The following is a 23,715-nucleotide window of genomic DNA, read 5'->3' on the forward strand; positions in this document are numbered from 1 at the left end:
GTGCAAAACCAACTCAAGCCGGTTCTTATCCGACGTCAACCACAATTTGTCTGACAGTTTTCTTACAATAGGCAGAGAAGGTCGACCAGCTCACATACGAGCCTCCATACTGTCTTTATCCTCCTAACAAACCTTTAACTTTGTAGTCGTTCCAACGCTCTCATGACCGACCATCCAAACGGGTGGTTGTCCGTCGCTGATCTGCCAGGAGATTCCATGAACTCAACCAGACTGATCCGTCATAGTGCCCTCGCCCTGCTCTCCCTGACCCTGGCTGCCTGCGGCAGCCAGCAGACTCCCACCGGATTGGGCAGTTCTGCTCCATCGCTCACCACCCTGAGTCTGCCTGCGGCCAGCGACAACGAAACGGCCCGCGCCTGGTTTGTGGAATTTCGCGAACGTCCGACCAGCAAGGGCGGCAGCTCAGCCCAAATCGCCCAAGAGCGTCAGACCTTCCGGGCACAGGCCAAAGCCATGGGCATCAAGATGAAAGAGCGGCTCGAGTTCGGCCGATTGTGGAACGGGGTGTCGGTCGAGGTCGCTGCCGCCGATGTGGCCAAGCTGCGCGATCTGGATGGCGTCAAGGCTGTGTTTCCGGTCTTGAGCGTGCCCCGCCCCGACGTGGTGTTCAGCAACGATCCCGACATGGGCACCGCCATCGCCCAAACTGGTGCGGATGTAGCCCAAAACGAACTGGGTCTGACGGGCAAAGGCGTCAAAATCGCCATCATGGACACCGGCCTGGATCTCGACCACCCAGCGTTCGCGAACCGCCTCGTGGCCAGCTACGACTTCGTGGGCGACGCCTTCGACGGCGGCAACACCCCGGTGCCCGGTGCCGACACAGTGGATGACTGCGGCGGCCACGGCACGCACGTGGCGGGCATTGCAGCGGCCAGCGGAGCCGTCAAGGGCGTGGCCCCAGAAGCCTCGCTGGGTGTGTACCGGGTCTTCGGTTGTGCGGGCAGTACGCAGGCCGACATTATGGTCGCGGCCATGGAGCGGGCGCTGGCCGACGGCATGGACGTGCTGAACATGAGCATCGGCTCGTCCTTCAACTCGTGGGCCGAGTACCCCACCGCCGTCGCTGGCAGCAATCTGGTCGACGCTGGCGTGGTTGTGGCGGCTTCAATCGGCAACTCTGGTACAGGTGGCGTGTTCGCAGCGGGCGCTCCCGGCGTGGGCGAGAAAGTCATCGGTGTAGCGAATTTCATGAACACCCATGTCCTCCTGAATGAGTTTACGGTCTCGCCTGACGGCACCAAGATGGGCTACCAGAACTCGACCGGAGCCCCCGCCGCCCCGACCAGCGGCACCCTGCCGCTGGCGAAGACGGGCACGATCACAACCATCGACGATGCCTGCGCCCCGCTGGCGGCCAACTCTATGATCGGCAAGGCTGTGCTGATCCGGCGCGGCAGCTGCGCCTTCTATAACAAGGCCTTCAACGCTCAGCAGGCCGGGGCAGCCGCCGTGGTGATCTATAACAACGCCGCCGGACCGTTTGCCGGCACCGTGGCAGGTAGTCCCGCCATCACCATTCCGGTCGTCAGCATCTCGAATACGCTGGGCGCCCTGTTAGACAGCCGCATCGCCGCTGGTTCCACCTCCATGACCTGGACACCGGACAGCGGTAGTTACGCCAACCCCACTGGCAACCTGTTGGATGCCTCCAGCTCCTACGGCCTGGCCGCCGATCTGGCCTTGAAGCCCGACCTGGGCGCGCCCGGCGGACTGATCCGCTCAACTTACCCGCTGAGCTTAGAGGGCAGCGGCTACGCCACCTTGAGCGGCACTTCAATGGCCTCCCCGCATGTGGCCGGAGTCGCCGCCCTGGTGATCCAGGCCAAGCGCGCGGCCGGGCAGCCCATCGCCGCCGGTGACATGCGCGGCCTCCTGCAGAATACCGCCAGCCCCAAGCCTTGGAGCAGCGGCCCCACTGCCGGGTACATCGACTTCGTGCACCGCCAGGGTGCTGGCATGGTCAATGTCGTAAACGCCGTGGGCACCACTGCCACGGTCAGCCCCAGCAAACTGTCGCTGGGCGAGAGTGCGGCAGCCACCACGCCGCAGACCCTGACCGTGACCAACCGCAGCAATGCGGCCGTCACCTACACGGTCACGCACGTCGGTGCCTTGAGCAGCGCCCCCGGAGCCCAGCGCTATTACACTCCGGTCACGCAGCTCCCCATCGGCAGCGCCAGCCTGAGCAGCAGCACCGTGACCGTACCAGCGGGCGGCAGCGCCAGCATATCCGTGACCATCACGCCGAACGCCGCCGCGCCTGAGGCGACCGTATACGGCGGGTACGTCGTTTTCACGCCTCAGGGCAACGGTACCACCCTGCGCGTGCCCTACGCTGGCTTCAAGGGCGACTACCAAGGCCTGACCATTTTCACCGGCCTCAAGAACATGGCCAGACTGAACGCCGCCGGCACAGGCTACGAGCTGCTGAACACGCCCGCCACCTTCACCATGCAGGGCGCCGATGTGCCCTCTTTCCTGATGCACCTCGACCACTTCGCCCGTACGCTCAAGATGGATGTCGTGGACGCCGTCACCGGCCAGCCCGTGCACTCGCAGTTCTTCAACGCCAGCACGGACGAGTTCCTGCCCCGCAACGCGACCTCCACCGGCTTCTTCGACTTCACCTGGGATGGTCAGGTCAGCTGGAGCCGGGGCTCCAACGGCGTCGGCAACACGCACGACAAGCGCAAGCCCGTGCCCAACGGCAAGTACATTGTGAAGGTCAGCGCCCTCAAGGCCCTGGGCGACGCCAGCAACCCCGCGCACGTGGAGAGCTGGAGTTCGCCGGTCATCACGGTCAACGCCCCCAAGTAGTCATCCCGCAGTACCAGCCAGCCTCTGAACATTCGGAGGCTGATTTCGTCTGCACCCTTGGTTGTGTTGCCTTCACGCGGTTGGGGTCAGGTGACCGTCCGTGAACGACGTCAAACCTCACCGCCACCGATTCAAGGTGAGCGTCATCGGGGACGCCCTTTGGTTGTCCCACTGCTTTCCGTTGAGCGACCGGGACGTCCATGAATTGCTTCACCAGCGCGGCATAGAGGTGAGCCATGAGACCTTACGCGAATGGTGCATCCCATTCAGCTCTCTTCGCTCAGGACCTGCCTCACCCCGAACTCCGGCGGGGTTCGGGGTGGCATTTGATTCAGGTCTACACCACGGTGGACGGCAGCGGACACGGGCGCTGGAGAGCGGTGGATGAGGACGGGGTTGTGCAGGGCATCTTGCTTGGGCGGGACCGAGACCGAGGAGCCGCGAAGACCTTCCTGACCAAGCTGTTCAGTGAAGATGACGTCCCAGGGGTCATCCACACCGGGTCAGCTCCGGAGTGACCGAGCAGCCATCCGGAAACTCCCGAGCGTGAGGGGCGTCGATCACCGGCTGGTGATCGCCCCAGCACGCGGCAACAACCGAATCGAATACTCACACCGACCCACACGGCGCCAAGAGCGAGGTCAACAGGGGATGGGGCGGAAGAAACGCGCGCAGGAGGTGTTGAAGCTGCACGCCCGAGTGGCAAACCTTCATCACCACCCCCGAAGGGGCGTTGCCGCGACACACAGACGAAGCACTCAACAACACGCGTTCCAGACGTGGTCAATGCTCTCGGCAGGGGTAGCCTGAACTTCAGGCCACCCTTGCCCTCCGCGTGGAGGATGGAAGAATACTTTCATATACAAATTTGTAAGTATTTGATCTTGTCTGCTTCCTCCCGCTCCACCTCATTTCAAGCTGACACACAGCCGCAAACGCATGGCTGTCATCTCGTCGAACGAACAACTAATATGTTAACCTAAACATACATCTTGTTTAAGGTAGGCACACTCACGTGCCGAGGAGGAGGTCATTCATGTCAGCAACGGCCCGTCAGAATGAGATTCTGCAGGTGCTTGCCCACAGTGGTGAGCAGAACGTCCCTGAACTTAGCAACCGCTTTGGCGTCTCTGAAATGACCATCCGCCGTGACCTGAATCAGTTGGCCGCATCCGGATTGGTCGTGCGAACCCATGGCGGAGCTTCCCGCGTGCTCAGCAGTAGTTTTGAACCGATGTTCGAGCACCGTGTCCGCACCTATGCCGAGGCAAAAGAGCAGATCGCCGCTGTGGCAGCGCAGCAGATCGAGGACGGTCAAACCCTGATCCTTGACGGCGGCAGTACGGGATTGGCTGTGGCGCGGGCCTTGGTGGGCCGCCGCCTGACCGTGTGTACCCTCAATTTGCGGGCTGCCCAGGTTCTTTCCGAACATGTGGCTACCCGCGTGATTGTACCCGGCGGGATCATCCGGACTCATGAACTCAGCTTCGTCGGCTCGGACGTTGAACGCATGTTGAGCAACTACCACTTTGACGTGTACATCATGACGGCCTCCGGAATCGATGCCAGCGCCGGATTGACCGAATGGAACGCCGAAGACGCCGCCGTGAAGCGGGCCGCCTTGGCCTCGGCCCGGCGCACCATCGTGGCCTGCGACGCCTCCAAGTTCGGTCAGGTCGCCTTTGCCCGGATTTGTGACGTTAACAAAGTGGACACCGTGGTGTCCGATCCCGCGCTCGCTGCCCAGCAGGGTCACGACATCCGGGTCTCTGGGACTCAGTTGCTGATCGCCTGAGCGTGACCGGCCCAGTGTGATTAGCCCAGTGCCGGACGCTTTCCCCCTTCAAGGAGAACACCATGAGCAGAACCAGTCTTCCCACGGACGTCGACACCCTCGTGATTGGCGGCGGCACCGGAGGCGCAGCATTTGCCGGAACCCTGGCTGCCCACAGCGGGGAGTCGGTGCTGCTGCTTGAGGCGGGGCCGGATTACGGTGCCCGCGCCGATGGACAGTGGCCGCACGACCTGCTTGACGCCCGCTCTATTCCGCTGTCGCACGATTACGACCTGCACACCCAAACAGGCGCAAGCGGCGCGGCCCTCGATCTTCCCCGCGCCCGCGTGCTGGGCGGCTGTTCGTCCCACAACGGCTGCACCGCGTCTATTGGCGCACATCTGGATTACGACGAGTGGGCGGCGTGGGGCAACGCAGGCTGGAGCAGCACAGACGTGACCCCGCTGCTGCACTGGGCGCGAGACCGCTTCCGGGTGCGCCGCTACCGCCTAGACGAACTGACCGTACCGCAGCGGGCCTTCGTGGAGGCGGGCCTCGCGGCGGGGCTGCCCTACGCCGACGATCTGGACACCCTGGAGGCTGCCGAGGGCATCGGCCCCATGCCAGTCAATGTGGTGAACGGCGTGCGCTGGAACAGTGCTTTTGCCTTTCTCGACCCCGTGCGGCAGCAGCCCAACCTGACGGTGGTCGGGCGGGCCGAAGTGCAGCGACTGGTGATCGAAAACGGAGCCGCGCGGGGCGCGGTGGTGCGTACTTCTGAGGGCGAGACCCTGATTCACGCAGGCCGGGTGGTGGTGTGTGCGGGCGCTTACCACTCACCCGCGCTGCTGCTGCGTTCTGGAGTGGGGCCAGCCGACGAACTGCGTGCCCTCGAAATTGATGTGGTCTTGGATTTGCCCGGTGTGGGGCGACACCTGCTGGATCACTCCTGTATTCAGCTTAATTTCGCAGGGCAGCCGGGACTGCTCGGTCTGCTGGCTGAGCGTCCGTGGAGTCCAGACGAGCAGACGGTGGGCCGCGCCCGGTCTTCCCGCTGCGACGACGGCCCCTATGACATTCACGTGTTCATGGTGGCGGGATCAAATTCCGGTCATCCGGAACTGCCGCCGATCAGCCTGTACGGAGGGGCTATGCGTGCGCTGTCCGAAGGCCGCGTGACCCTGGCTCCCGATCTGGACGTGACCCGCCCCCTGATCGACCACTGTTACGGCACCGATCCCGGTGGCTATGACCGCCAGGTGCTGCGCGAGGCAGCTGATCTGCTGCTGGACATGGCTTCCCGTGCCGAACTGGCCGAGGTGCTGGGCCAGCGGGTGATCCTGAACGGCCAAGACGATCCGCTGGCACACATCGTCAATTACTGCCATCCGGCGGGCAGTTGCAAAATGGGGCCATCCAGCGATCCTCAGGCAGTCGTGGATCCTCGGGGGCAGGTTCACGGCGTGCAGGGCCTGTATGTGGCCGACGCCTCGATCATGCCCGCCATTTCGCGGGGCAACATTAACTTGCCCACCGCCATGATCGGTGCCCGAGTCGCAGCCTTTTTGCTGGGGCAGGAGCCGCAGGACGTGGTGAACGCGTCCGTTGCGGTGTCCGGTGGAACGGCGTGACCGCTCTCTCTTCTGCCGAACTGACTTCTTTTGAACTCGACATGATGGAGCAGCCTGCGGCGCTGCGGCGGGCACTGGGGATAGGTGTACCCGCCGAATTGGCACAACTCTTGGGCCGCCCGTGGAACCGGGTGGTGTTGACCGGGATGGGGTCTTCTCACTTCGCCGCTTTTCCCACTTGGAGACGCGCGGTGGCCGCTGGGTCTCCCGCTTGGAACCTCGACGCTGGGCAATTGCTGGATTCGCCCGACCTGCTGAACAACCAGACTTTGATGATCGCTACCTCTCAATCGGGGGCCAGCGGCGAAATCGTGGAACTGATCGAGCGTCAGCGCGGCGGGCGGGTCAAATGGGGAGCACTGATCGGGGTGACTGACGCTGAGCGCAGCCCGCTGGCCGCCGCCGCCGACCTGCTCTTGCCCCTGGGCAGCGGCCCTGAAGCTACCGTCAGCACCAAAAGCTATCTAAATACCCTAGTGGTTCATCGCCAGATCGCGGCGGCGATGGCAGGCGAAGACAGCGCACAGGTCGAGCAGGAACTTTACGCTGTGCCCGACATGGTGGCGACGCTGCTGGGCCAGCTTGAGTTGTCTGTCCTGGCGCGGGGGGTGCTGGAGCCGGCGGGATACCGACTGGTGTCTGTGGGTAAAGCAGACGACGCGGCCACGGCTCTGTATGCCAGCCTGATCATCAAGGAAGCGGCCAAAGTCGCGGTGGAAGGCTTTGTCGGCGGGCAGTTCAGACACGGGCCGATGGAATTGGCGGGCGCGGGCCTGACCGCTCTCGTATTCGGCACGCGCCGCACCGCTCCCGATGAGGGCCTGAGGCGCATGGCGCACGATATCGCGGCGACGGGTGCCCGGGCCGTCTCGATCGGCGATGACCGGCTGGAGGGGACGACCACCATCGAGGTTCCCTGCGGAACGGCTCTGGAAAGCTTGGTGTCGGGCGCGGTCGTGGCCCAGCATCTCGCGGTGTGTCTGGCCCGCGCCAATGGGGTGACGCCCGGCGAGTTCATCTATGGCCGCAAAGTCACCTCGGCGCTGTGATGAACAACGGCGGTAGGGCATTCCGTGACCGTAGGCATCAACATGGGCAGCCCCGGAATGCGCTGTTCGCGGGCAGCATCAACCGCCATTAGAGAACCTGCTGACTCTGCCGACTTCGCGTCTGGTAGCAGTGTTAGAAAACGCAGTGTTAAAAAATGGAGTCGGTAGGCGGCGGCCTGTTTGCCCTGCTCACTCTGTTTGACCTGTCGGTGCCGCTGGTCTACTGCCTGCAGTTCGGGGCGCCCATTTCCCCCACCGACCCGGTGGCGGTGTTGGGCCTGCTCAAGCAGGCCAAGGTTCCCCGGCGCATCGAGACCCTGGTGGCCGGAGAAAGCCTGTTCAACGACGGCGTGGGCGTGGTGGCCTTCGCCGTGCTGGCGGGCGTGGCAGCAGCGGCCAGCGGCGCACACGGCCCAGCGCTGCGCCTGGGGAAGTGGCCGGGTTCTTTGCCCAGGAAGCGTTGGGCGGCCTCGTGCTGGGACTGCTGGGCTACCTCGCGCTGCGGGCCGTGGACGATTTTGTGGTGGAGGTGCTGGTGACCCTGGGCCTGGTGCTGGCCTGTACCGCTGTGGCCCTACACCTGCATGTCTCTGCGCCGCTGGCTGCGGTGGGTTGGTGGGTTCGCTCACCGACCGCCGCCCCGCCGCGTTGTCCAGCCGCGAAAAATTTGATTCCTTCTGCCATCTGGCCGACGAACTGCTGAACATCTTCTTGTTCGCGCTGCTGGCCTTAGAAGTGGGGGTAGTCAAATTCAGCGGAGAAGCCCTGTGGCTGGGTGTCCTGGCTATTCCGCTGGTGCTGATCAGCCGCGCCGTCAGTGTGCAGGTGCCGTTCGTGTTGTTGGGTCAGCGGCAGAACTGGTTGCCGTTTACACGCCGCCTGATGATTTGGGGGGGTTTACGTGGGGCCATCAGCGTGGCGCTGGCCTTCACGGTGCCCCCCGGCCCGCAGCAGGAGTTGTTTTTGGTGCTGACCTACGTGGAGGTCGTGTTCTCGATCATCGTGCAGGGTCTAACCGTGGGCAAGTTGGCCGCGCAGGCGGGGACAGCCGCACCGGGTGAAGCCGCGGGGTAGGTGGGGAATCCGTGTGGCGCAAGGGAGGCGGGCTGATGCTTGTCTCCCGTCTGTCCATGCCCCATACTGGCGGGGCCGCGGGTGCGGCGTCCCGTCTGAGTGACGCCCCCGACGATAACCAGACCTCAGTGCCGCTGGGCACGTTCTCTCTTCTGAGGGCAGCCCTCCGCTGCTGGTTGTCACGGCACCCCAGAGGTACATATGACCATTGTTCCTTCCCCACGCCCCCGCTTTGACCTTCAGCAGTACCGCCGGGAGTGGTTCTCCAACCCCCACAAAGACGTGCTGGCCGGAATTGTGGTGGCGCTTGCCCTGATTCCCGAAGCCATCGCCTTTTCCATTATTGCTGGCGTCGATCCACAAGTTGGCCTCTACGCCTCGTTCATTATTGCTCTCGTCACCGCCTTTATCGGCGGGCGGCCCGGCATGATCAGTGCGGCGACGGGGGCCATGGCCCTGCTGATGATTGGCCTGGTCAACGTTCACGGCTTGGAATACCTGTTTGCGGCCACTGTGCTGACCGGTGTATTGCAAGTCATCTTCGGCTGGGCCAAGCTGGCCCGCTACCTCAAATTCGTGCCCCGCAGCGTCATGACCGGCTTCGTCAATGCCCTGGCGATCCTGATCTTTATGGCCCAGCTCCCTCAGTTCGTGGGTGCAAACTGGCAGATGTACGCGATGGTAGCCGCCGGACTGGCCATCATCTACCTGCTGCCCCGCGTGTTTAAGGCCATACCCAGCGCGTTGGTCGCCATCGTGGCCCTGACGCTGGTGGCGGTGTTCACAGGGGCCGATGTCAAAACGGTCGGTGACATGGGCACCCTGCCCAAAGCCCTGCCGCCGTTCAGCTTCCCGCAAGTGCCGCTGACGTGGCAAACGCTGGCGATCATCTTTCCGGTGGCCCTGACGCTGTCTATCGTGGGCCTGTTGGAAAGCCTGCTCACTGCTCAACTGATGGATGAGCGCACCGACACCACCAGCGACAAGAATGTGGAATCGCGGGGCCAAGGGGTCGCCAACGTGATCACGGGGTTCTTCGGCGGGATGGCCGGCTGCGCCATGATCGGCCAGAGCATGATCAATGTGACCAACGGTGGCCGGGGGCGGCTGTCGACCTTCGTGGCCGGACTGGGCCTATTGATCCTGATTCTGGCCCTGCAACCGCTGCTGGTGCAGATCCCGATGGCGGCGTTGGTGGCCGTGATGATCGTGGTCAGTGTCGGCACCTTCGACTGGAACAGCCTCAGAACGCTGACGGTATTCCCCAAAAGCGAAGGCATCGTGATGCTGGCAACGGTGGGCGTGACCGTGCTAACCCATGATTTGTCTCTGGGTGTGCTGGTAGGCGTGGTGCTGAGTGCGCTGTTTTTTGCCCGGAAAGTGTCGCAGTTATCGGAAGTCACCCCCGCCGATAGCCCAGACGGAACCCGCACGTACCGCGTCCGGGGACAACTGTTCTTCGTCAGCACCCATGATTTTCTCCATCAGTTCGACTTCGACCATGGTTCACAGCGGGTCGTCATCGACCTGAGTCACGCGCACTTTTGGGATGGATCGGCAGTGGGCGCCCTGGACAAGGTGATGTTCAAGTTTCGGCGTCAGGGCAAATCCGTGGAACTCGTCGGACTAAACGCTGCGTCGGCCACCTTGATTGACCGACTGGCTGTTCATGACAAGCCGGGCGCACCAGAAGGCGTCGGCGGCCACTGAGCACGGTAGCGGGGCCGGAGCGCAGGCTTTGCCTTAAGGGTCAACGCGCCGGCGCTTTTACGTCTCCTCCCGGCCTGTCCGCTCGGCCCGGAGGGCGCTCAGTTCCTCCCGAATAGCCCGAAGCTCCGTTTCGAAACCCGCCGAACGGCCTCCTTCAGGCGCGGCCTGTCGCCTGTCCTGATCGATGAACAGGCTGGCAATGGCTGCCGTGATGTAACCGAACACCGCCAGTGCGTACAGCGCCAGCAAAAAGGTAAGGAGGCGTCCTTCTAGGCTGGTGGGCCAGTACTCCGATCCCAGCGACGTCATCAGCATGGCCGTCCACCACAGCGCTTCCGGGTAGCTGTTCAGACCGGGTTCGCCCGCTGTCTCTGGGCGCTCGAAGGCCAGCATTCCAGCGGCCCCCGCCAGGGTCACGATCAGGGTCAGCGCGACCACATAAACCAGCCCCCGTTGCCGCACCGCCCCTGCAACCGCTTTCAGTCCCCGGTTCAGCGAGGTCAGCAGCCGCAGCAGATTGATGGAGCGTGTGGCCCGCAGCAGGCGCAGCGCCCGGAACGCCCGGAAAATTCTGAGGATACGCAGGGCGGGCAGCAGCAAGGAAAACGCCGTGATCAGGTTGGCCCGCAGGTAGCGCGGGCGGTCTGGAGCCACGAACAGGGCCAAGAGGAAATCGAGGATCGACAGCGCCCAGATCAGGTTGCTGACGGTTTGCCACAGCGGAGACAGGCCAGCACTCAGGTCGACGATCAGCAGGGCCAGCCAGACGAAGGCCAGCAGGGTCATGGGCAGGTCGGTCAGGCGGTCAAGCCGCCGCAGCAGTTCCCAGCGCTGTTGCCGCTGCTCCTGCTGTTGATGGTCTGGGGAGGGAACCGCCATGTGGGCAGCTTATCCGGACGGGGGCAGTAGCTCCAGCCGTACTCCGCAAACCAACTTGAAAGCCGTGCATGTTGGCTTTTCATCTGGCTGGAAGGACTTGAATCGCTGCGGGCTGGCTATCCTTCCTGGTCAGAACGGACTGCCGTGATGAACGGGGCAATGGCGTGTCCAGCCGCGTCCATTGATGACGGGACTCGCCTGAGCAGGCCGTTCCTCCTGGCCCAGAGGCCTGACCGCTGCGGAACTGAATGGGAACAAGGACGGACTCTGTGGTACGGACGCGCAGCCGATGGCCGGAGTGATCCGCAGGGCCGGGTGTGCGGGAAGAGAACCGAGTCGGGATGACCCGCAGAATGTGGCTGGCCGAGATCAGACCGCCGCCGCTCAGGACTCCAGCCCCCCATTTCGTCTCCCCTGTTCATGACGCGGGCTGCTTCTGAGACGGCGGGGCTGCTGACACGGCGGGGCTGCGGAGAGCCGCGAGGACGTAGTTTCCCATGGCCAAGCCAAGTTCGTACTCGCCGTAGAGCACGTCATTGGCCCCCAAGTTCCGCAGGGCTTGCTGCGTGTGCTCGTCGTGCGTTCTGGCGGTGACGTGCACGGTCGGGTTCATCTCGCGCACCTGCTCCAAGATCAGCTGGGATTGCGGGCCGTCTGGCGTGGCGATGATCACTACACCGGCCTCCCTAATCCCGGCACGAGAGAGGACTTCTGCCCGCGCCGCGTCACCGTAGACCACCAGAAGCTTCAACGTCCGGAGCTCCTCGATGCGGCGTTCATCGGACTCGATCACCACGAAGGGAACATGATTTTCCTGAAGTGTCTGCAGGATCAGGCGCCCGACCCGGCCATAGCCCACCAAGACCGCGTGCTGCGACAAGCCCGACAAGCCACCCTGCGTCAGATCCTGAACCACTGTTTGGGGCACGCGGCGCTGCTGCCACGCCTCAATAATGGGAATCAGGCGGAACAGGAAGGGGTTGACGATGATCGACACGATCGCGCCGGCCAGAATGAGGTTTTGCCCCTGAGCGCTCAGCAGATCCAAGTCCCGGCCCAGGGTCGCCAGAATGAACGAGAACTCCCCAATCTGGGCCAGGGAGATGGCCACCGTCAGGGCCGTCGAGAAGGAGGCTTTGAGCACCCTCATGGTGAAGAATGCCACCAAGGTCTTTGCCACGATGATGATCAGGGCAATGGCCAGCACAAGCAGCGGGGCCTGAAGAAGGATCGCAGGATTAAACAGCATGCCGACCGACACGAAAAACAGCACCGCGAACGCATCCTGAAATGGGAGGGCGTCCTCTGCCACCTGCTGACTGAACTTGCTCTCACTCGCCACCACACCTGCGAGGAAGGCTCCAAGTGCAAAGGACACATCAAAGAGTGCCCCAGCCGCGTACGCGATGCCTAGCGCAGTACCGAGCACGGCCAGCGTAAACAATTCTCTGGAACCAATCCGGGCGACGCGGGCCAGCACCCACGGAATCAAGCGCCGTCCGACGATCATCATGACGGCCACGAACAAGATCATCTTGCCGAGCGTGAGAAGCAGAGCGATGCCCAAGGCGCCCAGATCCAGGGGTCCACCCTCGTTGCTTCCGAGTAAAGGCGCCAGAGCCGGCAGCATCACCAGAGCCAGAACCATCACGAGGTCTTCGACCACCAGCCAGCCCACCGCAATTTTCCCGTTGGAGGTGTCAAGGGTTCCGCGCTCCTCCAGGGCCCGCAACAAGACCACCGTACTGGCCACGGAAAGAGCCAGACCAAGGATGATGCCCTGCCCGACCGTCCAGCCCCACCACTGCGAGACCACGGTACTGAGCACTGTGATCATGACGATGCGGAGTAAGGCCCCGGGCACAGCGATGCGGCGGACGGCCAAGAGGTCGCTGATCGAGAAATGCAGGCCCACGCCGAACATCAGCAGCATCACCCCGATTTCGGAGAGTTGTGCGGCGATGGCAGCGTCAGCGACAAACCCGGGGGTGAAGGGGCCGACCACGATGCCGGCCAGCAGGTAACCGACCAAAGGAGGAAGGCGCAACCGGGTCGCGAGGAGGCCGCCGAAGAAGGCCAGGGTCAGGCCGATGGCCAGGGCCGCGATCAGGTCAGTGTGGTGAGGCATGTCGGCTCCTTGGTGATTCAGCTCTCAGCAGGTGGAGAAGTTTCGTGAGGGAATTCCTGAGCCAAGAAGGCCTGGAAGGCGGCTTGAAACTCGTCACCTTTGGTAAGCAGCCCGGCGGTCTGGGCCGCGTCCCGGATAGCAGCTGAGAGCAACTGGGCGGCGGCACGGGTGCGGGTGGCGTCCATTAGCTCGGCAAGTTGCGAGAGCCAGTAGAAATCGATGGCCTGCAGACGCAGGGTGACTTTGCCGTCGGGAAGGTCACCTTGATGACCTCGGGCGTCCTGTTCTTCCAGGGCGTGGCGAACGAGAGATTGAACTCGGGAAATGGGTTTGGTCGGCATAATGGCTCCTCAGTAACCTACCATAATAAGTTGGCAAAATGCCATTTATTGACAATTTATGATGGCGTTGGATAGACGATGAATGGTGTTAAGGTAGGGGCATCGGTGTAGTGGATGAACCGTTCTGTCTCTGACCCATGCTGTCCCAGGAAAGGCTGGAACCCCTGCTGGACGAGGGAACGGCACAGGAGAGGTCAAGGTTGAACCCATGGTGCTTAAGCGCCTGGTTAACCACGCCCTCACTGCACCTCTCCCCTTCTTGGGCAGCTGCCACCTTCTGGTTCCCGCGCTTGGATTAGAGTTGAGACGCTATGCTTTCCTCAGAGAACGTCTCCATGTTCGGACTCTCGCCGCAGACTCAAGTTGTGGCCCGGTCGATTCTGGCGGTGTTCTTGGGCGTCCTGCTGATGGTCTTCGCACACTCGCCCCTCGTGACGGTGGCCAGCGGCGTAACCTTGATGCTCATTGCAGACGGGGCCTTGGGGCTGGTGTTGTACCGCCGGGTGGCGCTGGCCGGAGATGCGGACGATCCTTGGAGCGTTTGGCTGCGCCCCCTGTGGAGTGTTAACCTCGGCATCGGCCTGCTGATGTTGCTGGCCATCACCCTGCAGCAGCGCCCGATCGCCGTCGTCGTCATGGCCGTGGTAACCGCCATCACGACCGGGGTGTGGTTCATCACGCTTCTCCACAGTGAAGCCCGGTTGCAGCGGGCGCTGCTGATTTGGGCGGCGCTGCTGTTCCTTTCTGCGGCCGCCCTGCCGGTGGTCTGGACGCTGCAACTCACGCCGCTCGACGCTTGGTCTCCTCGGCTGCTGGGCTTGCTGAAAGTCGTGCTCGGCCTGCTGATGCTGCTAATGCTCAGGCGCTCATGGGCCACAACCTGAGCAGGGGCAAACCCGTTCTGTTCTGGGCCTGCATCCGCCTCCTTTGAGTCCGGGTTCGTTACCCTGTGGTCTATGAATCTCACATCGCCCCCGGACGCTTCCCGCCCGGTTCGGCGGGCCTTATTTGCCCACCTCACACCCCCACAGCTGATCGCTCTGGTGTACATGGCGGCTATTGCGCTCGGCACCGCCCTACTGCACCTGCCGGGCGTCACGACAGCCCGGGCCGATCTCAGCTTCATTGACTTGCTGTTCACGGCCACCAGCGCCATCTGCATCACCGGCTTGGTGGTGGCCGATACGCCTGAGGTGTTTACGCGGCTGGGCCAGTGGATCCTGCTGCTGCTGGCGCAATTGGGGGGACTGGGCATTCTCACCTTCGGCACCCTGTTCGCCTTCCTGATGGGCCGCCGCGTGAATTTCCGGGAGCGGCTGCACCTCGTGCAGCAACTCAATGCCCTGGATGTCGGGGGGGTGATGCCGCTGGTGCGCATTATTTTCCTGTACACCCTGACCGCTGAAGCAGTCGGCACGGTGCTGCTCGCGCTGCGCTTCGTGCCGCAATTTGGGTGGGGGGAAGGGCTGTATCAGGCCTTCTTTCATGCGGTGAGCGCCTACAACAATGTGGGCTTCGTGGTGCTGCCGGGCGGCATGACGCCGTACGCCCAAGACCCCCTCGTCAGCCTGACGGTCGCCGGACTGATCATTCTGGGGGGCCTCGGCTTCATCGTGCAGCTCAACCTGGTGCGCCACCTGATCGAGGGGCGGCGTCACCGGATGCTGGTGTACAGCAAATTGACCCTGCTGACCACCAGCATTCTCCTGGCCTTGGGCACCGTGCTGATCTTGGCCCTGGAATGGAGCAACGCCCAGACCCTCGGCGCGTTGGACAGCTCTGGCCGAGTACTCGCGGCCTTTTTCCAGAGTGTGACGCCCCGCTCGGGGGGCTTTGCCACCGTGGACATCAGCAGCCTGACCAGTGCCAGCCTGTTTCTGATGATCGCCCTGATGTTCATCGGGGCCAACAGCGGCAGCACCGGGGGCGGCATCAAGACCAGCACCCTGGCGATTCTGGTGGGCAGCGCCTGGAACATGGTGCGGGGCCGCGGCGAACTGATCGCCTTCCGGCGGCGCATCTTGCCAGACAACGTCGTCCGGGCCGGGACGGTGACCACCCTGTATGCCCTGCTGGTCTTCACTGCCTTTTTCGCCCTCTTGGCGACCAATCCCAAGTTGGGCTTTACGCAGCTGCTGTTCGAGACGGTCAGCGCGGCAGCCACCGTGGGCCTGAGCATGAACACCACGCCGCTGATTAATGACCCCGGCCTACTCATCCTGACCCTCTTGATGTACCTGGGCCGGATTGGGCCGGTCACCTTCGCAGTGGCCTTCAGCTTGCAGCGGCAGCGCTCCACGGGCATCGAGTACCCCGCCGAGCGCGATATCCTGGTGGGCTAAAGAGGGAAGGTTTCCCCTGCCGCGCTAGTAGAGTCGTTCCTGCACCGCACGGGGGCCGAGAGGGACGGGGTGAGAGCCAGAGGGCGGAGCCGATGACGCTGAGGGGAAAACAGGTGGCCATAGGACTGCCGGTCAGTCACAGCTCACCCGCGTAACGGCTTGGGGTGCCAGAACCGTTTCGGATAAGAAGGCCCAGTTCAGGAGGGGTCAGCCGGGCCAATGGCTGAACAGGCGCGGCGAGGAAGTGTGGGGCGTTCAGTCCCCGCTGAACTCAGGGCACTCAGGGCGTGCCTCCCCCTCCTCCCGATATCAACTCGGCCTTAAAAGCTCTGCCATCTGTTTGTGGGTTTGGCTCGTCACACTGTGCAGGTTGGTCACCCAGGCCGCAGAAAGGCTGTGCTCTGGTTCTTCTAAACTATCAACAGGCGCGGCTAGGCCAGGGAGGCTCTACCGCCAGCGGGAGTGTTGGCCGGATGTACGACTTCCAACCCGACTTTTGAGCAACAACGTGCTGATGACGTGAGCACCAACCGCCAGACAGCTGAGCACGTCCACCACACAGCTCCGTTTCTCAGGGCGACATAGCCAGTTCAGAGCGGGCAAAGGAGAACCTCATGGCAATGCTAGACGGAAAAGTAGCCTTTATTACGGGCGGTGCAAGCGGCATCGGCGCGGGTGCAGCCCTCCGGTTTGCGCGCGAAGGTGCGCGGATTGTGTTGGCCGATGTACAGACCGAAGAAGGCGAGCAAGTCCGGGCCGAAATCGTGGGCGGGGGTGGGCAGGCCCTCTACGTGACCTGCGATGTCAGTGAGCCGCAGTCGGTGCAGGGAGCCATTGAAGCCGCTGTCAAAGAGTTTGGGCGGCTGGACATCGTGATGGCCAATGCAGGAATCAACGGGGTGTGGACACCGATTGAAAAGCTGCAACCTGAAGACTGGGATCGCACGCTGGATATCAACCTCAAAGGCACGTACCTGACGGTGCATTTTGCTGTGCCCCACCTGAAGGCAGCGGGCGGCGGCAGCATCATCATTACCAGCAGCGTGAACGGCAACCGCACCTTTTCCAGCCCCGGAGCCAGCGCCTACAGCACCTCCAAAGCGGGCCAGGTGGCCTTTATGAAGATGATGGCGCTGGAACTGGGCCGCGACAATATCCGCTGCAACGCCGTGTGCCCGGGCCTGATCCACACCCAGATTCAGGAGCGCACCGAGCAGCGTGACACCGACGAAATCGGCATAGAGGTGGAGTTGCCGCTGGGCAGCCCCGCCCTGCACGGCGGTGAGGGCGAGCCGATGGATGTGGCCGACGCCTGCCTCTTTTTGGCTTCAGAGTTGAGTCGCCACGTATCAGGTGTAGAGATGTATGTAGACGGCGGCGCGTCGCTGCTGCGGTAAACGTTGCAGTAAACATTGCCGCGCCAATAAGGAGTGATGGAGTGTCTAAATCTTATGCATGGGGACTGGCGCTGCTGGTGGCGGTGGGTTCTGTAGCTCAGGCCGAATTGGCCGATATCAAAAAACGCGGTGAACTCCGGGTGGTCATGAGCGGTGAATACCCACCCTTTTCTCAGCCGGGCACTGGGGGCACGTTGACCGGATTCGATGTTGATGTGGCCCGCGAAATTGGCCGCCGTCTGGGAGTCAAGGTTGCTGTCATCAAGGCGGAATTCCCCTCGATTATTGCGGGCCTGCAAGCGGGGCAGTTTGATCTGGCCATCGCCTCGCAGAGCAAAACACCCGAACGCGCCCGCGTCATCGATTTTCTGAACCGCCCCTACTATTACGACGGCTTCCAGTTGTTCGTGCCCGCTGGCTCGGAGGGCAGGAGTCTCGCGGCGCTGGGGAACGCGCCTGTGGCCGTCGCGCAGGGCACGGTCTTTGAAAAGTTTCTGCGTGAGCGCAAGTATCCCAATATCGCCACGTACAGCGGCGAACAGGAAATCTTTCTGGCATTGGCGGCAGGCCGCGCCGCAGGTATGATCACCACCCGCACGGTGGGCAACCGCGCCATCAAGAATGGACAAAAGCTTCAGGCGGTGGGGCCAGTGTTGCAGCAGGACAATCCGTATATCACGCTGGGTAAAAACCAGCCTCAGCTGAAGGCCGCTGTGGAAAAGGCGTTGGCAGGCATGCGGTCTGACGGCACCCTGAAGCGCATCAGCGTGAAGTATCTGGGCGCAGATGTGAGCGTTCCGGGGAAATAACCAGATCACTTCAGAAACCGCCAATCCCCACCTTCGTGGCCGTGCGAATGACCGTACGGCCCTGTTATTGAGGGGCAAAGAACCACCGCCAGTGGTCAGCCCGCCCAGGAGGCGCAGTTGTTCTCACTCGACATTTTTACCCCCGATGTGCTCGCCTCGCTCTGGAAAGGCACACAACTGACGTTGGGATTGACGTTGCTTGCCAGTGTCTTCGGGCTGATCCTGGGAGCGGTGGCCGCACTGGGCCGCATGTCACGCTCCGGGGTGCTGCGGGCGGTTGCCGGAGCCTACATAGAAATCTTCCGGGGCACGCCACTACTGGTACAGCTGTTTTTTCTGTTTTTTGCGCTGCCACAGCTGTTGCCGCAGGCCCGGCTCTCTCCCTTCAACACCGCTGTGCTGGGCCTGAGTCTGTTTGCCGGAGCCTACGCCGCAGAAATCATCCGGGGCAGTCTGAACGCCGTGCAGCGTGGACAGGCCGAGGCCGCCCGTGCGCTGGGGCTGAGGCCGTCGCAGACGCTCTGGCTGGTGTTGACGCCGCAGGCAGCCCGTACGGCAGTCCCGGCGCTGGGCAACCAATTTATCGGCCTGCTCAAAGATTCCAGTCTGGCGAGCGTCATCACGGTCACCGAATTGCTGCTGACCACACGCGGCCTCGTATCGGTCACGTATCAGCCGGTGCCGCTGTACCTCGCCGTCGGGCTGATTTATTTTGTGCTGTCCAATGTTGCCGCGCAGGGTTTCCGGGCGCTGGAAGGCCGTCTGAACCGCCCTTACCTGACGGCCACCCGGCGCTGAACAGGCTGGTCACCCCTCTGCCCCATTCACAGCAGTCGCCCCTAGGTCCGAATCCTGCTCGTCGGCCCGCGCTCCCATAGTTTCTGAGACCCCCCGGTAATTGGCGAGCGGCGTCTGGCGTTTGAGCGGGCCGGGCACATAGGAACTGGCGCTAGGATGGTAACGTTGACCTCCGCGTGAGTCTGTGCTGTGCGCCTCCACCGTCGTTCTTCGTTCTGGCACAAGGGAGCAGTGAATGCCGTACATCCATATTCGCATCACGGACGAAGGCGTGACCACCGAGCAAAAGGCCGAACTCGTGGCCCGCAGCACACAGATGCTCGTCGATGTGTTGGGGAAAAACCCTAATACCACGGTGGTTGTGATTGAGGAAGTGCCCCTAGAGAACTGGGGCATTGGCGGCGAACTGGTCAGTGTCCGGCGCATGCGAGAGAGGAACACGCCTTCTGAGGGCTGAGCGTTCTCTCAGTCTGTGGGAACAAGAATTATTGATAACGGTAGAAATTGAGGTTGGTTACAGATGAAGGCGCTCCGATAGGACACGTGGAGTACAAGGCGCGCTTTTGCCCTCCCACTCAGATTTACGCCGTTATCGATAGTTCTTCAGCTTGGGCCGCCTGCCGCTGGCCCACAACACCCAGTACAGTGAATCCCCTGATGCCCAGCCCCATTCAACTGCTCGCTCGCCTTGATGCACTGGCCGCCTCGCTCGGTGAGCGCCCCGACGCCCTCGCGCTGCTGGCGCTCGGTTCTGTTGGCCTGGAAACTCATCGCCTCGACTCACACTCCGACCTAGACTTTTTCGTGATCGTCGCGCCTAGAGCCAAACCCAAGTATCTCGACACCCTGGACTGGCTGGAGCAGGTACACCCCATCGCTTTCAGCTTTCGCAACACGCCGGATGGGTGCAAACTTCTGTTCGAGGACGGGATCTTTGCCGAGTACGCCGTGTTTGAACTGGGCGAGCTGCCCCACATTTCCTATACCGCTGGGCGGGTGGTCTGGAAAAGAGAGGAGGTCCCCGAGTTGTCGGCGACCTCGGGCGTACAGGCCACGCCCCCAGTGCCCCCGCAGGAGTGGCACACCAACGAGGCGCTGACCAACCTCTTGGTAGGTCTGCACCGGGAAGCACGGGGAGAACGGCTGACCGCCACCCGCTTTATCCAGAACTACGCCGTTGACCGGCTGTTGGCACTCGCCACGCTGCACGGGGCCGAACAGGGCGGTGCCGATCCCTTCATGCCAGAGCGGCGCTTTGAACAGCGCTTTCCCGACCTGACCGCCCACCTGCCGGGGATGATGCAGGGCTACGGGAGAAATGCGGCTTCAGCCCTCTGCATCTTGACGTGGCTGGAAGACCATTCGAGCGTGCATCCACGCTTGGCCGCCGAAATCCGTCAGTTGTGTCAGGGAGCCTGAAGCTTCATAGGAAGCGGTCTGGTGGGTTCAGCGGGTAGAAAACAACGGGGACGGCGGCGTGGATTTCTGGCGCGACGCCTGAGGCCCGCGCTTTCGCTGCAATCATGGCTTACATCACAGGGAAGCTCGAGCGACACCCACGTTAGGGCTGAGTTTGCGCCCTGCACCTGTGCGGGTGCCGCCCCACTTGAGACAGCTTGAATCCATTGGGGGAATCAAACAGAGTCCACAGACCCGAAATCTAGCTTGGGTTGATTCCTGTCGTCGTCTTCCGCTGGTTCTACCTCGGCGGTTTTTTTGGTTTACCCCGGTGAAGCAGTCTCCAGCTTCAATGGTAGGCAGGAGGACGGTGACCTGCGACAGATCACCACAGACGTACAGGTGAGCTTTAAACGGCGGCGGCTCCGGCTTCAGCCACCGCGTGATCCTGCTCCCCTGAGCCGCCGCTGACTCCAATCGCCCCAATCACCTGGCCGTCCCGCTTCAGGGGAATCCCGCCTGCAAAGATCATGATCCGGCCGTCATTCGAGGCGTGAATGCCGAAGAACTGCCCGCCCGACTGGCTCTCGCCTGCCAAATCTTTGGTGGCAATATCGAAGGCCCGCGAGGTATAGGCTTTCTTGATAGAAATGTCGATGCTGCCGATCCACGCGCCGTCCATCCGCACGTGGGCAATCAGGTTCCCGCCGCTGTCGGCTACGGCGATGTTCATGGGCTGACCGATCTCGGCGGCTTTCTGTTCGGCAGCGTGAATGATGGTGCGGGCGTCGTTTAAAGTCAACATAGGGGTCTCCTTGAGGGGTGGTGCTGCGCTCAGCATACGCGGGCCTCACCAACGGGGCAGATGGGCAGGTTCGGTGCTCCACTCTAAAGAGGGTGCTTTTCAGTTCCCCTGCAACACCTCCGCTTCAAACAGGGTATGGTCTCTCGCTGAGCACGACCACCGGTCACCAATTTAACAAGACCTGAGGGCCGTCCTGGGCCGCGTTCGCCCAGTGACGGCTCTTGTCCTCCCGCCCCTCACCTTATTCCCTCGGAGTCTTCCATAAAACGCTCCCTCTTCTTCTTGACCAGCCTGCTCCTCACCCCCGCCCTGGCCGCCCCGGTTCAGCCCAAAGCACAGCAGATCGCGCTGGCCCACGCCGTCGTCACGCCCACCGCCTTCCAAGCCGCTGCAGTCGCACCTGAAACGGTGACCATCGTGGCCGACTACCTCTACAAACGCGACCTGAAGGTTCAGGCCTACGACCTCAATGCTTTCCTCAAAGCGCGGATTTCCAATCTTGAAGAACTGGCGCAAGACGGCGCACAGATCATGTTTTGGTGCCTCGACGGCTACGCGCCTACCGCCAAACTGAGCGACGTGCTGGGCAAGGGCGGATTGATCGCCACCGGAGACGCCGATGTTGCCGGTGGGCGCTGGCCCGACGCCCCCTACAAGAACACCGTCCTCTCCGCGCCCGCCATCGGCAATTACGTCGTGTGGCGCACGGCTCAGTTTCCGGCCAAACCTCACCCCTGGGGGCTGGAAACTATTTACATCTTGCCTGCCGGGGCTGTCCTGAAGAAGTCAACCGGCTCAGGCACGGGGTGAGTGAACCCTAGTGGGGCGCTCCGTGGCCTGATCCCACTGGGGCCGAGTGGCCGCGAAACGGGGATGGCTTGCCGCATCCAGATCCTGCACACGCTGAACCACGTCCTGCGCCTGCGTGAAAGTTGCGTATCTTCCGGCATGATCGAAATGCGTCGATATGACGGTATCAATGTCATCCGGTATCAGGCCAATGCTTGCCAACCGCTCGATCACGTCCTGCCCATTCTCGAACTCCGATGCTTCTTCCGGAACGATCTCCAGCAGGCCAGTGTCGATCAGGATGTTCCTCCCGTTTTGAATTACGGGCGCGTCAGGACATACGCAGGCGCTTGCTCTTCCAGCGCCTTGCCCCGCACAAAGTCGGTGGCCCGGTAACCTTGGCGCAACCCCTCCTGAAACAGGGCGCGGGTGTGGTGCCGCCACTGCTGGGCTGCGGGGGGGTCGTGGTGCAACAGAGTGTCCAAATCTGGGGGAATATGCAGCCGCACGGCATTCGGCCAGGGGTAAGCAAGGTGTGGTGTTCCGTCTTGGGAAAGATTGACAGCAGGCAGATCGGCGGCCTGGGCGGGGCGCGGCACAGGCTGAGGGTGCTGGGGCGTCCAGACGGCCACGACTCGGTCAGAGGGCAGGCCCGCGTTGATGCCGCCCATTTCGCCGTAAAAGTCGGGAAGATAGCTGCCCACCACCGCGCCCAAACGGTGAAGGTTGAAATGGGCGTTCAGCGCTCGCAGCGGGTCGTAAGTCCATTCGATCTGCGTGATCTGGCGGGCCGCGCACCACTGGGCCTGAAAGCGTTTGAGAGCCAAGGCGAGCCCCGTACCGCGCTGGGCCGGATGCACGGCCAACAGGTGCGAGTGCTGCACGTCAGGCCGCGAGGTGGGCAGCCCCACCACCAAGCCCACCACCTGCCCGCCCGACAAGGCCCCGGCCACGAGCCCGCCGACGTGCTGCAACGCCCGCATGGCGTCACGCGGAAAAATGTCGCGCTCCGAGCCGCCCCAGACCTGCCACTGCAAGTCCTCGGCCCCCAACAGTTCGGAATGCCCGTGCAACTCGCGCACGCCGCCTTCTACCGCTGGAACCTTCATTTGCAGCGAATATCCTGCCCGAACCACTGCTGAGAAATCTTCAGGTAGGTGCCGTCACTCATCAGGCGGGCCAGGGTAGTGTTCAGGGCCGCCCGCAGCGCCGTATTGTTGCGGGCTACCGCGCCAGCATTGCGCTCGTTGGAGATGATTTCTCCAATCAGGATGTTCTTCTGCTGCCCGGTCTGCTTGAGCATGTAGGCCACCACTGGGCCGTTACTCGACCAGGCGTCTACCCGGCCCGATTGCAGCGCCGTCAGTACGGCGGGATCATTGGGAAAGGTCTTGACACCCCCGATCTTGGGAATCGCCTGCAAAATCGGGATCTGCGCCGTGCCGATCTGGGTACCCACTGTCTTGCCTGCCAGCGCCGCACGGGTCAGCGGGCCACCCTTTTTGGCCACAATATTGACCGTGGAGCAGTAGTGCGGGTTCAAAAAATCCACCGCTTTTTGCCGCTCCGGGGTAATGGCATGCGAGGCCATCACCGCGTCGTAGCGCCCCTGATTCAGGCCGATCAGCAGGCCGTCAAAGGGTTGCACGACCCACTCGACTTTCAGGTTCAGGGCTTTGCCTATCGCGTTGCCCAGATCGACCTCGAAGCCTGCCAGCGCTTTTTGTTGGTAAAAGTTGAAGGGAGGGAAAGCCGCTTCGGTGGCGAGCCGCAACGTTCCGGCAGTCTGAATCTGGGCCAGGGTGCGGGGCGCGGCAGAGGCTATAGCGGTGAGCGTGAGGGCGGCAGTCAGCCAAGCGGCCATGCGGGGCAGTGAAGCTTTCCGGCTGGGGGTGGGAGGGGTCATGGGGTTCTCCTTGAGGGCAATGCAGGGAAGGAAGGCAGGGCGAC

22 protein-coding genes and 1 pseudogene are annotated in these 23,715 nt (G+C 62.6%); 16 read left to right on the forward strand and 7 right to left on the reverse strand.

The genetic code is table 11. The features are described from left to right. Positions 1-216: 216 nt before the first annotated feature. From M1R55_RS16130 to M1R55_RS16165, 8 genes and pseudogenes are all read left to right on the forward strand, one after another. Complete coding sequence (locus tag M1R55_RS16130; protein WP_249394584.1) at positions 217-2,841, forward strand: S8 family serine peptidase; 2,625 nt, start codon at positions 217-219, stop codon at positions 2,839-2,841. Positions 2,842-2,941: 100 nt separating this feature from the next. Further along, positions 2,942-3,651: pseudogene (locus tag M1R55_RS16135) on the forward strand (IS6 family transposase). 226 nt (positions 3,652-3,877) lie between these two features. Then, on the forward strand, positions 3,878-4,636 hold the full coding sequence (locus M1R55_RS16140) for a DeoR/GlpR family DNA-binding transcription regulator (protein WP_249394585.1): 759 nt from the start codon (positions 3,878-3,880) through the stop codon (positions 4,634-4,636). 62 nt (positions 4,637-4,698) lie between these two features. Continuing rightward, the gene (locus M1R55_RS16145) at positions 4,699-6,246 is read left to right on the forward strand and encodes a GMC family oxidoreductase (RefSeq protein ID WP_249394586.1); all 1,548 of its coding nucleotides are present in this window, start codon (positions 4,699-4,701) and stop codon (positions 6,244-6,246) included. After that, on the forward strand, positions 6,243-7,295 hold the full coding sequence (locus M1R55_RS16150; protein ID WP_249394587.1) for an SIS domain-containing protein: 1,053 nt from the start codon (positions 6,243-6,245) through the stop codon (positions 7,293-7,295). The genes M1R55_RS16145 and M1R55_RS16150 overlap by 4 nt, the downstream gene beginning before the upstream one ends. A 155-nt stretch (positions 7,296-7,450) precedes the next feature. After that, positions 7,451-7,834 (forward strand): cation:proton antiporter, encoded by a 384-nt coding sequence (locus tag M1R55_RS16155; RefSeq protein ID WP_249394588.1) that lies wholly within the window; start codon positions 7,451-7,453, stop codon positions 7,832-7,834. 76 nt (positions 7,835-7,910) lie between these two features. Continuing rightward, complete coding sequence (locus M1R55_RS16160) at positions 7,911-8,369, forward strand: hypothetical protein (RefSeq protein WP_249394589.1); 459 nt, start codon at positions 7,911-7,913, stop codon at positions 8,367-8,369. Positions 8,370-8,570: 201 nt separating this feature from the next. Continuing rightward, the gene (locus tag M1R55_RS16165; RefSeq protein WP_249394590.1) at positions 8,571-10,079 is read left to right on the forward strand and encodes a SulP family inorganic anion transporter; all 1,509 of its coding nucleotides are present in this window, start codon (positions 8,571-8,573) and stop codon (positions 10,077-10,079) included. A gap of 57 nt (positions 10,080-10,136) precedes the next feature. On the opposite strand, the gene M1R55_RS16170 is transcribed toward M1R55_RS16165, so the two are convergent. From M1R55_RS16170 to M1R55_RS16180, 3 genes are all read right to left on the reverse strand, one after another. Continuing rightward, complete coding sequence (locus M1R55_RS16170) at positions 10,137-10,958, reverse strand: ion transporter (RefSeq protein WP_249394591.1); 822 nt, start codon at positions 10,956-10,958, stop codon at positions 10,137-10,139. A gap of 418 nt (positions 10,959-11,376) precedes the next feature. Next, positions 11,377-13,086 carry a YbaL family putative K(+) efflux transporter gene (ybaL, locus tag M1R55_RS16175; protein WP_249394592.1) on the reverse strand — a complete coding sequence of 570 codons (1,710 nt, stop codon included), beginning with the start codon at positions 13,084-13,086 and terminating at the stop codon, positions 11,377-11,379. 17 nt (positions 13,087-13,103) lie between these two features. Next, entirely contained in the window at positions 13,104-13,427 is a 324-nt protein-coding gene (locus M1R55_RS16180) for a hypothetical protein (protein ID WP_249394593.1), read from the reverse strand. A gap of 311 nt (positions 13,428-13,738) precedes the next feature. Here M1R55_RS16180 and M1R55_RS16185 point away from each other — a divergent pair, with 311 nt between their 5' ends. The 7 genes from M1R55_RS16185 (at position 13,739) to M1R55_RS16215 (ending at position 20,192) form a co-directional block, all read left to right on the forward strand. Continuing rightward, on the forward strand, positions 13,739-14,311 hold the full coding sequence (locus tag M1R55_RS16185) for a hypothetical protein (protein WP_249394594.1): 573 nt from the start codon (positions 13,739-13,741) through the stop codon (positions 14,309-14,311). A gap of 72 nt (positions 14,312-14,383) precedes the next feature. Beyond that, the gene (locus tag M1R55_RS16190; RefSeq protein WP_249394595.1) at positions 14,384-15,769 is read left to right on the forward strand and encodes a TrkH family potassium uptake protein; all 1,386 of its coding nucleotides are present in this window, start codon (positions 14,384-14,386) and stop codon (positions 15,767-15,769) included. A 614-nt stretch (positions 15,770-16,383) separates the two neighbouring features. Continuing rightward, entirely contained in the window at positions 16,384-17,166 is a 783-nt protein-coding gene (locus tag M1R55_RS16195; RefSeq protein ID WP_249394596.1) for an SDR family NAD(P)-dependent oxidoreductase, read from the forward strand. 41 nt (positions 17,167-17,207) lie between these two features. Next, positions 17,208-17,975, forward strand: coding sequence for a transporter substrate-binding domain-containing protein (locus M1R55_RS16200; protein WP_249394597.1), 768 nt, complete (start codon positions 17,208-17,210; stop codon positions 17,973-17,975). Between the two features lie 117 nt (positions 17,976-18,092). Continuing rightward, positions 18,093-18,773 carry an amino acid ABC transporter permease gene (locus M1R55_RS16205; RefSeq protein WP_249394598.1) on the forward strand — a complete coding sequence of 227 codons (681 nt, stop codon included), beginning with the start codon at positions 18,093-18,095 and terminating at the stop codon, positions 18,771-18,773. Between the two features lie 235 nt (positions 18,774-19,008). Further along, positions 19,009-19,230: a 4-oxalocrotonate tautomerase family protein gene (locus M1R55_RS16210; RefSeq protein WP_249394599.1), complete on the forward strand. Its 222-nt coding sequence runs from the start codon at positions 19,009-19,011 to the stop codon at positions 19,228-19,230. Between the two features lie 200 nt (positions 19,231-19,430). Next, on the forward strand, positions 19,431-20,192 hold the full coding sequence (locus M1R55_RS16215) for a hypothetical protein (protein WP_249394600.1): 762 nt from the start codon (positions 19,431-19,433) through the stop codon (positions 20,190-20,192). 388 nt (positions 20,193-20,580) lie between these two features. On the opposite strand, the gene M1R55_RS16220 is transcribed toward M1R55_RS16215, so the two are convergent. Beyond that, positions 20,581-20,976, reverse strand: a complete 396-nt coding sequence (locus M1R55_RS16220) for a heme-binding protein (RefSeq protein ID WP_249394601.1) — start codon at positions 20,974-20,976, stop codon at positions 20,581-20,583. Positions 20,977-21,258: 282 nt separating this feature from the next. Here M1R55_RS16220 and M1R55_RS16225 point away from each other — a divergent pair, with 282 nt between their 5' ends. After that, positions 21,259-21,786: a hypothetical protein gene (locus M1R55_RS16225; protein ID WP_249394602.1), complete on the forward strand. Its 528-nt coding sequence runs from the start codon at positions 21,259-21,261 to the stop codon at positions 21,784-21,786. On the opposite strand, the gene M1R55_RS16230 is transcribed toward M1R55_RS16225, so the two are convergent. The 3 genes from M1R55_RS16230 to M1R55_RS16240 are packed head-to-tail and all read right to left on the reverse strand — an operon-like array spanning position 21,772 to position 23,671. Further along, positions 21,772-22,086 carry an MBL fold metallo-hydrolase gene (locus M1R55_RS16230; protein WP_249394841.1) on the reverse strand — a complete coding sequence of 105 codons (315 nt, stop codon included), beginning with the start codon at positions 22,084-22,086 and terminating at the stop codon, positions 21,772-21,774. The genes M1R55_RS16225 and M1R55_RS16230 overlap by 15 nt on opposite strands. Continuing rightward, a complete protein-coding gene (locus tag M1R55_RS16235) occupies positions 22,086-22,874 on the reverse strand; it encodes a GNAT family N-acetyltransferase (RefSeq protein ID WP_249394603.1) in 789 nt (262 codons plus the stop codon). The genes M1R55_RS16230 and M1R55_RS16235 overlap by 1 nt, the downstream gene beginning before the upstream one ends. Next, a complete protein-coding gene (locus tag M1R55_RS16240) occupies positions 22,871-23,671 on the reverse strand; it encodes an ABC transporter substrate-binding protein (protein WP_371827220.1) in 801 nt (266 codons plus the stop codon). The genes M1R55_RS16235 and M1R55_RS16240 overlap by 4 nt, the downstream gene beginning before the upstream one ends. Between the last annotated feature and the right edge of the window lie 44 nt (positions 23,672-23,715).

Source organism: Deinococcus sp. QL22 (assembly GCF_023370075.1).
Lineage (GTDB): Bacteria > Deinococcota > Deinococci > Deinococcales > Deinococcaceae > Deinococcus.

Coding starts and splice junctions, on each gene's coding strand:
- M1R55_RS16165 (WP_249394590.1), top strand. CDS start 8,571: ATGACCATTGTTCCTTCCCCACGCCCCCGCTTTGACCTTCAGCAGTAC.
- M1R55_RS16145 (WP_249394586.1), top strand. CDS start 4,699: ATGAGCAGAACCAGTCTTCCCACGGACGTCGACACCCTCGTGATTGGC.
- M1R55_RS16220 (WP_249394601.1), bottom strand. CDS start 20,976: ATGTTGACTTTAAACGACGCCCGCACCATCATTCACGCTGCCGAACAG.
- M1R55_RS16235 (WP_249394603.1), bottom strand. CDS start 22,874: ATGAAGGTTCCAGCGGTAGAAGGCGGCGTGCGCGAGTTGCACGGGCAT.
- M1R55_RS16185 (WP_249394594.1), top strand. CDS start 13,739: ATGCTTTCCTCAGAGAACGTCTCCATGTTCGGACTCTCGCCGCAGACT.
- M1R55_RS16180 (WP_249394593.1), bottom strand. CDS start 13,427: ATGCCGACCAAACCCATTTCCCGAGTTCAATCTCTCGTTCGCCACGCC.
- M1R55_RS16195 (WP_249394596.1), top strand. CDS start 16,384: ATGGCAATGCTAGACGGAAAAGTAGCCTTTATTACGGGCGGTGCAAGC.
- M1R55_RS16155 (WP_249394588.1), top strand. CDS start 7,451: ATGGAGTCGGTAGGCGGCGGCCTGTTTGCCCTGCTCACTCTGTTTGAC.
- M1R55_RS16140 (WP_249394585.1), top strand. CDS start 3,878: ATGTCAGCAACGGCCCGTCAGAATGAGATTCTGCAGGTGCTTGCCCAC.
- M1R55_RS16170 (WP_249394591.1), bottom strand. CDS start 10,958: ATGGCGGTTCCCTCCCCAGACCATCAACAGCAGGAGCAGCGGCAACAG.
- ybaL (WP_249394592.1), bottom strand. CDS start 13,086: ATGCCTCACCACACTGACCTGATCGCGGCCCTGGCCATCGGCCTGACC.
- M1R55_RS16240 (WP_371827220.1), bottom strand. CDS start 23,671: ATGACCCCTCCCACCCCCAGCCGGAAAGCTTCACTGCCCCGCATGGCC.
- M1R55_RS16210 (WP_249394599.1), top strand. CDS start 19,009: ATGCCGTACATCCATATTCGCATCACGGACGAAGGCGTGACCACCGAG.
- M1R55_RS16130 (WP_249394584.1), top strand. CDS start 217: ATGAACTCAACCAGACTGATCCGTCATAGTGCCCTCGCCCTGCTCTCC.
- M1R55_RS16190 (WP_249394595.1), top strand. CDS start 14,384: ATGAATCTCACATCGCCCCCGGACGCTTCCCGCCCGGTTCGGCGGGCC.
- M1R55_RS16215 (WP_249394600.1), top strand. CDS start 19,431: ATGCCCAGCCCCATTCAACTGCTCGCTCGCCTTGATGCACTGGCCGCC.